Source organism: Pseudoalteromonas sp. Of11M-6 (genome assembly GCF_022347905.1).
Lineage (GTDB): Bacteria > Pseudomonadota > Gammaproteobacteria > Enterobacterales > Alteromonadaceae > Pseudoalteromonas.
Map to the genome: position 1 here is coordinate 254,506 of NZ_JAKRFW010000001.1, position 9,532 is coordinate 264,037.

Here is a 9,532-nt window from a genome sequence, read left to right on the forward strand (position 1 = left end):
CTTACACAGATTAACTTGATAAAATTTTCATTGGTAAGCTTAGGATTGGATTCTCTGAATCAGCAAAATGCATCATTACCGCAACATGACCTGTAATAACAACTATATACATAATGGCGCTGACCACTTGCCCATATCGGTCAAGGGGTAATAAGTGACTATAATTACGGCCACGCCACTCAATCAGGATTTCAAAACTACCAATCAAAATGAATATTACCAGTAGGATTAAGCCAAAGGTGTAACTTATCCAAAGGCCGAATAATACTCCTGCCATACACGCCAATACCCCCACCCAAGAGCGCATTGAAAAGCTTATGCTTTTTAGAACATGTCCACCATCTAACGGCAAAATGGGTAGTAAATTGAATAAGTTCAACAGTGCACTTAATACTGCAACACCTGCAAAGATTTCCATCTCTGTCACGTAATACAACACCACTCCAAGGATTGAGGTTATCAAACCAAATGCCGGTCCCATCAACGAAATAACTACATCTTGCCAGCGGGTCGTGATCTTATCGTCACTTACAGCCAGACCACCAACGAAAGGGATCAAATAGATACCTTTTGTTTTAATCCCAAAATAGCGCATAGCCCGAACGTGACCATATTCATGAACAACTAAGCAAGCCACAAGCATAAGCGCAAACTGCCAAGAAAATAGCCATGCGTATCCTGCCACGGATGCACCAGCCAAGGCAGCTTTAACCACCTTTGCACTTTTAAATAACTTTAAGCCCAATGCTGCCAAACCAAATAAGCTGCGTTTTTCTTTAGGTGTTTCAGTGCTCACTTCGAGCCACTGAAGCTCAGCTCCATTTACTGCAATACCAAGTAATCCCTGAGGTAACTGCTCTGTATTTACCGCCAGTGCTTGTCCATCAATGGTCGCGAAAATGCCATTATGTTGCTCTTCAAAGGTAATGGCTTGCTGCTCAACAAAAAGCTGTACTACTTGTTGTTGGTTAAAAAAGATAGATACCGCTTTGTCCGCTAGCGAAAGCTCGACTCTATTCATATTCAGATCCAAAGGTCATTTGAGGCATTATCGCTAAAAGCGTCCGCTTCATAAAGTGCTGCCGAAATCTGAATTAGAAAAATGTAGGTAAAGTGTCATTATTGCGCTTCAAATTGAGTAAAAATCACCTTTTAAAGCGTTTTGAGATTTGAGCACTTTAAATTATTTGTACTAGACTTTAAGGAGGTAAGGTATACGAAGGAATTGTTAATGTCATTAGCAAAACATCGGATAATGGTAGTAGATGATTCACCCGCGATCCTCGTCGTAATGCAAGCTATTATGACTGAGCTTGGCATTGAGCATGTCACAACCTGCTCAAGTGCGGTGAATGCTGTAGAAAAAATACGGCAGACTCCTCATCAATTTGACGCCATTTTTACAGATCTCAATATGCCCGAAATGGATGGTATGGAGTTTATTCGCCAACTAGGAGAGCTTAGGTTTTCTGGCGGCATTATTATTATTTCCGAAATGGACGAGAAGATTATTGACCTGGCAACCAATCTTGCCAGACAGTCCAATGCACACCTTATCGGCAATATTTCTAAGCCCGTACAATTGGTTGATGTCGAGCGTATGCTCAAAAAAATGGAGACATATACCACGGTTAAACGTAGCCGCATTGAAAAGGTGACCGAAAGCGATCTTTTGCATGCCATTAGTCACAATGAAATTACGCCTTACTATCAGCCAAAGGTTCACCGTGGTGACAAAAAGATAAAAAGTGTCGAAGTGCTTGCCCGTATTGTGTCTAAAAATACTGAGCAGGTTATTTTACCGGACCATTTCATTGGCGTGGCCGAAGATACAGATCTAATCAATATCATTACTTTCCAGCTTTTTGAAAAGGCAACGGATGAGTTTAAAGCAATCAAATCTGAACTCAATTATCCAATTAAAATGGCCTTTAATTTATCACCTGTGCAATTAAATGATTTAAGCTGCCCAGATAAATTGGCACTTATTTTAGAAATAAACCGTTTAAAGCCTAGTGATATCATTTTAGAAATTACTGAAAACCAACCAATGAATCAGTCTATCCAATTGGAGACAATGAACCGTTTACGGATCCGAGGGTTTGATATTTCGTTAGACGACTTTGGTACTGGGTTTACCAATATTCAGCAGTTAAAGTCTTTGCCGTTTACCGAGATCAAAATCGACCGCTCTTTGATAACCCATGTGGAATCCGATCGCTTTTCACAGGTACTTATCGACAGCTTAATCGACATCGCACAAAATCAACAATTAGACATAGTGGCTGAAGGTATAGAGCGGATTGAAGAGCTACAATACCTTGACCGCTACAAGCATAGCCTATTAATGCAGGGTTTTTTAATCAGCAAACCCAAACCACTAACAGACCTAGTCGGGTGGATACACTCTTGGCAGCGCATGATTAATTCGAACCCTTAACCTCTGGAGAGGATGTTTCCTCTCCGTGGCTTTGCGTTTCAGACACTTCTTCAGCTTCGTCGCTGTCTTCAATCAAATTATCATGATTATCTACTCGCTCTCGCCACTTTTGCTTAGCAGCAGCTTGCATATTGGTGGTTTGCTCTCGCTCATCAACAATATCCATTCCCATTAATGATTCAAGCAAATCTTCTAATGTCACTATGCCTTGTACATCGCCATATTCATCAATGACAAGCGCAATGTGTAGACGCTTTGCCAGTAACGCTTTGAATAACTCTGGCGCAGCTAGTGTTTCCGGTACGGTATAAAGAGGGCGAGATAGCTTACCAATTTTATATTCTTCTCCAAGCCTATGATAAGCAAGCATAATATCATTCTTGTGTACAAAGCCGATGATGTCATCTGTGTTTTTATCGAATACCAACACCCGAGAAAAAGCAACCGAACCATGCTCAGACAAATACTCGTGCACTGTCATATCTTTATGCACCTTAAATAACACCGTTCTTGGTGTCATGATGCTTTCTAGTTTGGCGTGGCGAAAACGCAACAAGCTGCGAATAGTTTCAGTTTCATCTTGGTGCAACGCGCCTGCTTCAGAGCCTATCTCCGCCATTGCTTCGATTTCTTGACGAATGTAGTGGGCTTCGTCTTCTTTACGACCTATCACTTTTGTAAGTTGGTCAGACATCCACACGAATGGCTTCAATATTCGAACTAGCCATACCAACACACTTGAAACGATAGGTGTTAACCCGCGCCAATAAGTCGCCCCTAAAGTCTTCGGAATGATTTCTGACAGTACCAAAACCAGTAGCGTCATCACTGCCGAGGCTATACCGACAGCTGCATCTGAAAATACCACAGCAGCTTGTGCGCCAACCCCTGCAGCACCGGCGGTATGCGCAACGGTGTTTAACGTTAGAATGGCAGATAAAGGCTGATCAATATTGTCTTTAAGGCGTTGAACTCGCGATGCTAATGCATCATTGTCTTGCTTTAAGATCCCTATATGGCTTGGCGTAATACTAAGTAGCACTGCTTCCATCACCGAACAGATAAAAGAGATAGCTATTGCCAAAAACATGTAGGTTAATAATAAAACCAAGTAAATTCTCCTCTTTATTCAACGCTAAGTGTTTGCTTAACCGCATACGTTATGTTGCTCATCAACACAGACTATTAAATTTAGGACGTCTATCGCAGCAATACAACCAGTTCAAAATACTATGATATAGTTTTATCATATAATTACCTACAATAGGCGCACATAAATGAAATTACGTACAGCCGTCACTCTACTATTTACGGCAGTCTCAGCACAACTTTCAGCAAGCCCATTAGACGAATCAAAAATACAATTTTTGGGTCCCATCGCAGGCGAATCAACAATAAAGCCAGCTGATACAGCTCATCGTGATGCAATTATTGAAAACCTGCTACCATCATTACAACAAGACGTCAAACAGGTAACGCTATTCAATAATGAGAGCAAATGGCAGCCTCTAAACAAAACTACACAATTAACGATACCTGGATTGCAGGCTCTAAAATTTAATTTCACTACTGAACGTTTTGTTTCAGGTAAGCTAAAGCTTGAGGGCATCGAGAAAGCCAAAGTTTTTCTAAATGGAGAGCCAGTCTCCGGTGTTAAAGAGGTTCAGCTTGATGTCGTCAAGGGCGATCATCAAATTCTCGTTATCGCTGAGCAGGTAAATGACTGGAATAAGGTTGCTCTCAGCTTTGAAGGCGAAGCAGCGCATGACGTTATCACGCTAACAGAAAAACAAACCAAAGCGCTGTCTGCAAAGCAGTTGTTTGATGCTCCAACGGTGAGTGCTATCTCACTTGCACCTAACGGCGAATATTACATTTCGACCGTCCGCCACTACGATGATGAAAAAGGCAACTCAGCAATCACCGAAACTGCTTTATACAATGAAGATGGTGACATGCTTTACAGTTTCGATGGTATGAGTGCAAATAGCTTTGCATGGCGTGATGACAGCAGCAAACTCACTTATTTAAAAGATAATAAAGCTTACATCCTTGATCTAAAAACCTTTAAACGTACTCAAGTTGCTACTAAGCTCAATGGCGCGAATAGTATCGAGTTTTTTGATAATGACACGCTTATTTTTGCTTGGACCAACAGCGGCAAAGAAGAAGGCAAACTGACTAAACATTATCAAGGATTAGAAGATAGATGGTCATATGCCCGGACCCAGTCACAAATCTTCTTACTTGATATCAAAAGTGGGCTACTTAATCCTGTGACCGTTGGCGCACAAAGCCACAGCTTGGCCGACTTTGACGCACAAGCAAACACGGTTTTAGCAACGCGTAATAAGCAAGACTACGCGCAACCTCCTCACATGTTGACAGAGCTAATAGAAATCGATCTATCAAACAATCAGCAAAGTGTTATTGGTCAGTATCGTACGTTTAGCGGCGCGCAATACACTAAAAATGGTATTTATGTAACTGCAGGTCCTGATTTTGCAGAAGGTGCGGGGCGCAACTTACCTGAAGGTATGCTCGCGAATAATTATGACGGCCAACTTTATTGGATAGATCGCAAAGGCAACGATGTAAAAGCACTGAGTAAAAACTTTGACCCAGCCATAGGCAGCTTTACCGTACTCAATAATGGCGATGTGGTACTAAAAGCGACTGACCAAGATCGTCAACAGCTTTTCTTCTTCGACGAAAGTAAGTCTACTTTCAAACGCTTAAACACCGGGCTGGATGTTGTCGCGAACTATTCTGTGTCTAGTGAACGTAACCCAGAGATCTTGTTCACGGGAACTACAGCATCAACTCCGCAACAGTTAAAAACCATGTCAACCTCAGATAAGCGAGCTGACACGCTCTGGGACTCAGCAAATATCGCATACCAGAACGCAGAAATCGCCAACCTAGAAGAGTTTAATTTTACCAATACTGAAGGCGTGGAGATTAAAGGCCGCGTGTATCTACCACACGATTTAGACAAAGCTAAAAAATACCCAGCACTCGTTTATTATTACGGCGGCACTTCTCCAGTGACTCGTGGCTTTACAGGGCGTTATCCATTTAACTTATGGGCAGCAAATGGCTATGTTGTTTATGTCTTGCAACCAACAGGTGCGACAGGTTTCGGTCAGAAGTTCTCAGCAGAACACGTCAATGCTTGGGGTGAACACACCGCTAACGATATCATCATGGGTACCAAAGAGTTTGTGAAAGCCTACCCTTTCGTTGATGACAAGCGTTTAGGTAATTTAGGCGCTTCTTACGGCGGCTTCATGACTATGCTGCTGACAACAAAAACTGATTTGTTCTCAGCTTCTATCTCACATGCTGGTATTTCTAATATTACTTCATACTGGGGTCAAGGCTGGTGGGGTTATTTGTATTCTGGCGAGGCCTCAAAAGGAAGTTTCCCCTGGAACAATCCAACGCTTTACTCACAACATAGCCCGGTATTTAATGCAGACAAAGTAACAACACCATTATTGTTAATTCACGGTGACGCGGATACCAATGTGCCGCCAGGTGAAAGTCATAATATGTATACCGCATTGAAGATCCTTGGCCAAGATGTTGAATTGGTCGAATACAAAGGCGCAGATCATCAAATTTTTGCTCGTGACAAGCGCTTCCATTGGTGGAACACCATGCTGGCTTATTTCGACAAGCATTTAAAAAAAGAGCCACAATGGTGGGAACATCTATACGGTAAGTAATCAATGCTAGGCGGCACTCTGTGCCGCCTTTTTGTTTATGGAAGCAGCAATCAAACACATCATTGTATATAATTTAATAATAAAGCTCTGTTTCCCCTTGATCGAACTAGGTTGTCAGGTTAACGTGCCAGATACAGAGTTGTAAGAATTCGTTTCATGCACTTCCAAGCAGCGATCTCTCAGTGTTATATTTACGACAATTAAACAACAATTAACAGTGAAAACATGAGCATAAAGGTTTTATTAGTTGAAGATGATGAACTCTTAGCAAAGCGGCTGTGTAGTCACTTTGAAAATACCGAGTTCAGTATCACTGTAGACAATACGGGTGCTACTGCGCTTGAGCTTATTCAAGCTCAAACCCAAAACCCATTTGCACTTGCTATTGTTGATGTTGTTTTACCCGCCACTGATGGCCTGCAACTCGCGAAAGAAATTAATACCTTATCAGACCTTGGTGTCATCATGCTTTCTAGTCGAGACTCTCAAGCCGATAGAATCGCAGGTCTTGCGCAAGGTGCTGATGACTACGTCTGTAAGCCTGTTGATACGCTTGAGCTTGAACTGCGTATGCGTGCCTTATACAAACGTTTAGTTGGTAATAAAGACGATGAATCGGAAGAATTTATTGAATATGCAGACTTTAAACTACACCCTGATAACCGTACCTTAATCAATCAACATGGCATTGAGTCTCGACTTACCGAAGCAGAGCATAAAGTGTTGATTTGTCTTATTTCCAATGCTGGAAGGGCAACATCCAGAGAGCGTATTTCAGAAGACATTGGGCAACCTGATTGGAGCCCAAGTGACAGAACGGTTGATGTCTTAGTTGGCCGACTACGCAAAAAACTCGGCGATGAAAAAGAGCAAAAACGCATTGTTACGGTTCGCGGTAAAGGTTATATGTTGTCAGCTTAACCTTTACCAATAATACACTCCCTATCTATTGAAGTGCCGTTAGCTAATACTGTGTTAGCTGACCTAACAACCTCTCCAGCGCGCGATAACTAAGCGCTTCCTTTAAATGTGACAAGCTAATATTAGGTGTAGAGCTCAGATCCGCTATGGTACGCGCAACTTTGATTATTCGATGATATGAACGTGGTGATAGCTTTAGTTTTTCTGCTGCCTTTGCTAGAAATAAACTTTCAGCATCAGCAAGATAGCAGATATGGTTTAGCTCTTTTACACTCAGTTGGTCGTTACATTTTCCCTGACGTGCTAAAGCTGTTTTATAGGCCTGCTCCACCCTAGCCCTTATTGTCGCGCTAGACTCTCCATTACTCTGGGATTGTAGCTCTTCTGTTTTTAGACGAGGTAATTCTACCTGTAGATCTATTCGGTCTAAAAATGGACCTGAAATCTTAGCCAAATAGCGCAATACTTGATCTGGAGACGCTCTTTTGTCAGTGTAACAACCTGTAGGACTGGGATTTAATGCTGCGATCAGTTGAAAGTTTGCAGGGTAATCAACTTGCCGAGCTGCGCGCGAAATCGTTACCATGCCCGTTTCCATCGGCTCACGTAATGAATCCAGTACCTTCCTATCAAATTCTGGTAACTCGTCCAAAAATAGAACGCCATTATTGGACAATGATATCTCCCCAGGCTTAGGGTTTGACGAGCCTCCAACCAAGGCTACTGCAGAGCAAGTATGATGTGGAGCTCTAAAAGGCCTTGTTTTCCAGTTTAATTGGCTGATGGTTTTTCCCAGTATGGAATAGATAGAAGCCGTTTCTAACGCCTGATTATCCGTCATTAATGGCATTATCGTAGGTAAGCGCTGAGCAAGCATCGATTTTCCAGTACCAGGAGGACCAAGAAATAAAACGTTATGCCCACCTGCCGCGGCTATTTCTAGTACTCGCTTTGCCCCCTCTTGCCCTTTCACCTCAGCCATGTCCAGCAAACTCCCCCTTGAAGCTTGTATATTTAAATCATCTGGGTAAAGTTGATTAAACATAAGTGATTGCTGGCCGCTTAAACCTAACCATGCTGTACGCAAGCAGCCTATAGCAACACGATTGGCATCCGCAGCCAGGCTCGCAACTGCATCGTTACCAATTGGCAAGTAAGCAGTTCGCCCCTCCTTCGCAGCAGCAATTACAGAGGGTAAAATGGCAGTGACCGTCCTAAGCTCACCGTTTAGCGCAAGCTCACCATAAAATTCTTTATCAGTAATAGCATGGCTATCTAACTGTCCTGATGCGACGAGAACACCGAGTGCGATTGCAAAGTCAAAGCGGCCCCCATCTTTTGGTAGGTCTGCTGGTGCTAAGTTTACTGTGATACGCTGTTCTGGAAATAAAAAGCCAGCATTAACAAGTGCACTACGGACGCGTTCTTTGGCTTCTTTAACGGAGGTTTCAGGTAGGCCAACAATACCAAAGGCAGGTAAACCATTGCTAAGGTGCACCTCAACAATTACCTCTGGTGCAGTAATACCAACTTGTGCTCTAGTGAAGACTCTTGCTAAAGACATCCATGTCTCCTGCTTACTTAATATTTATATTTAAATACGTGTAACACCAAGTGGTATCGCATAGCCGCTAATCTTAATAACAAGGTTGCCGCCATGGACAATACCATTACGTATTCTGTTACCATGCCCAATTTAATTGCTTGAGTATAGACTATCCCGCCAAAAATGCAGGTGATCGCGTATAACTCTCCTTTTAAAAGAAGGGGGATTTCGCGAGCCAACACGTCTCTGATGACTCCACCAAAACACCCAGTCAATACGCCCATGATCACAGCTGTAGTATTAGGCATTCCAATACTTAAAGCCTTTTGTACTCCCATTACAGCGAAAAAAGCAAGCCCAATGGCATCAGCAACCTGCAGTACAGTTCTTGGAATATTTTGATGTCGATTTAGCCACCATATACTCACAGCGACAGCAAATAAAATAGCGTAAATATAGCTAGTATCATGAAGCCAAAAAACAGGTTGATCTAAAATCAAGTCTCGTAATGTTCCCCCTCCGATACCAGTTACAGTCGCAAGGACAATCACACCAAAGCCATCCATATGTTTACTATGCGCAATTAAGGTTCCCGAAATTGCAAAAACCATGACGCCCAAGAGATCAAACCAATGATAGAGTTCTGACATTTCGTAATTAGTTGTGAAACAAAAGCAAAATCATAACGAAGATCTCACACAAAAGGTAGTGGGATCGCCGATATTTACAGTTTTCAATGAACAGAGTAAAGTGTCTTTATAAAATATTTAGGATGAATGCCTGCGGATAAACCGCCTTATATGGACTCCTCCAATTGTACAAGCCATTTTTAGCATTATTGGTGTGATTGCGTGCTTATATCCGGGCTCTTGATGAGGTGCTACCTCGGCCTCT

Annotated in this window: 7 protein-coding genes; 3 read left to right on the forward strand and 4 right to left on the reverse strand. The window is 42.3% G+C overall.

The annotated features are described in order from the left end of the window. Nucleotides 1-10: 10 nt before the first annotated feature. Entirely contained in the window at nt 11-1,021 is a 1,011-nt protein-coding gene (locus MHN32_RS01160; protein ID WP_239420672.1) for a site-2 protease family protein, read from the reverse strand. A 210-nt stretch (nt 1,022-1,231) separates the two neighbouring features. Here MHN32_RS01160 and MHN32_RS01165 point away from each other — a divergent pair, with 210 nt between their 5' ends. After that, nucleotides 1,232-2,440 carry an EAL domain-containing response regulator gene (locus MHN32_RS01165; RefSeq protein ID WP_102055961.1) on the forward strand — a complete coding sequence of 403 codons (1,209 nt, stop codon included), beginning with the start codon at nt 1,232-1,234 and terminating at the stop codon, nt 2,438-2,440. On the opposite strand, the gene MHN32_RS01170 is transcribed toward MHN32_RS01165, so the two are convergent. Continuing rightward, on the reverse strand, nt 2,424-3,551 hold the full coding sequence (locus MHN32_RS01170; protein WP_239420673.1) for a hemolysin family protein: 1,128 nt from the start codon (nt 3,549-3,551) through the stop codon (nt 2,424-2,426). The genes MHN32_RS01165 and MHN32_RS01170 overlap by 17 nt on opposite strands. Before the next feature lie 166 nt (nt 3,552-3,717). Between MHN32_RS01170 and MHN32_RS01175 the strand changes: the two genes are divergently transcribed. Continuing rightward, nucleotides 3,718-6,171 (forward strand): prolyl oligopeptidase family serine peptidase, encoded by a 2,454-nt coding sequence (locus MHN32_RS01175; RefSeq protein WP_239420674.1) that lies wholly within the window; start codon nt 3,718-3,720, stop codon nt 6,169-6,171. A gap of 225 nt (nt 6,172-6,396) precedes the next feature. Next, entirely contained in the window at nt 6,397-7,092 is a 696-nt protein-coding gene (locus MHN32_RS01180) for a response regulator transcription factor (RefSeq protein ID WP_010605961.1), read from the forward strand. Between the two features lie 43 nt (nt 7,093-7,135). On the opposite strand, the gene MHN32_RS01185 is transcribed toward MHN32_RS01180, so the two are convergent. Then, on the reverse strand, nt 7,136-8,656 hold the full coding sequence (locus tag MHN32_RS01185; protein WP_239420675.1) for a YifB family Mg chelatase-like AAA ATPase: 1,521 nt from the start codon (nt 8,654-8,656) through the stop codon (nt 7,136-7,138). A gap of 17 nt (nt 8,657-8,673) precedes the next feature. Then, nucleotides 8,674-9,288 (reverse strand): trimeric intracellular cation channel family protein, encoded by a 615-nt coding sequence (locus MHN32_RS01190; protein ID WP_235366710.1) that lies wholly within the window; start codon nt 9,286-9,288, stop codon nt 8,674-8,676. Nucleotides 9,289-9,532 lie beyond the last annotated feature (244 nt).

Coding starts and splice junctions, on each gene's coding strand:
- MHN32_RS01175 (WP_239420674.1), top strand. CDS start 3,718: ATGAAATTACGTACAGCCGTCACTCTACTATTTACGGCAGTCTCAGCA.
- MHN32_RS01185 (WP_239420675.1), bottom strand. CDS start 8,656: ATGTCTTTAGCAAGAGTCTTCACTAGAGCACAAGTTGGTATTACTGCA.
- MHN32_RS01165 (WP_102055961.1), top strand. CDS start 1,232: ATGTCATTAGCAAAACATCGGATAATGGTAGTAGATGATTCACCCGCG.
- MHN32_RS01160 (WP_239420672.1), bottom strand. CDS start 1,021: ATGAATAGAGTCGAGCTTTCGCTAGCGGACAAAGCGGTATCTATCTTT.
- MHN32_RS01180 (WP_010605961.1), top strand. CDS start 6,397: ATGAGCATAAAGGTTTTATTAGTTGAAGATGATGAACTCTTAGCAAAG.
- MHN32_RS01190 (WP_235366710.1), bottom strand. CDS start 9,288: ATGTCAGAACTCTATCATTGGTTTGATCTCTTGGGCGTCATGGTTTTT.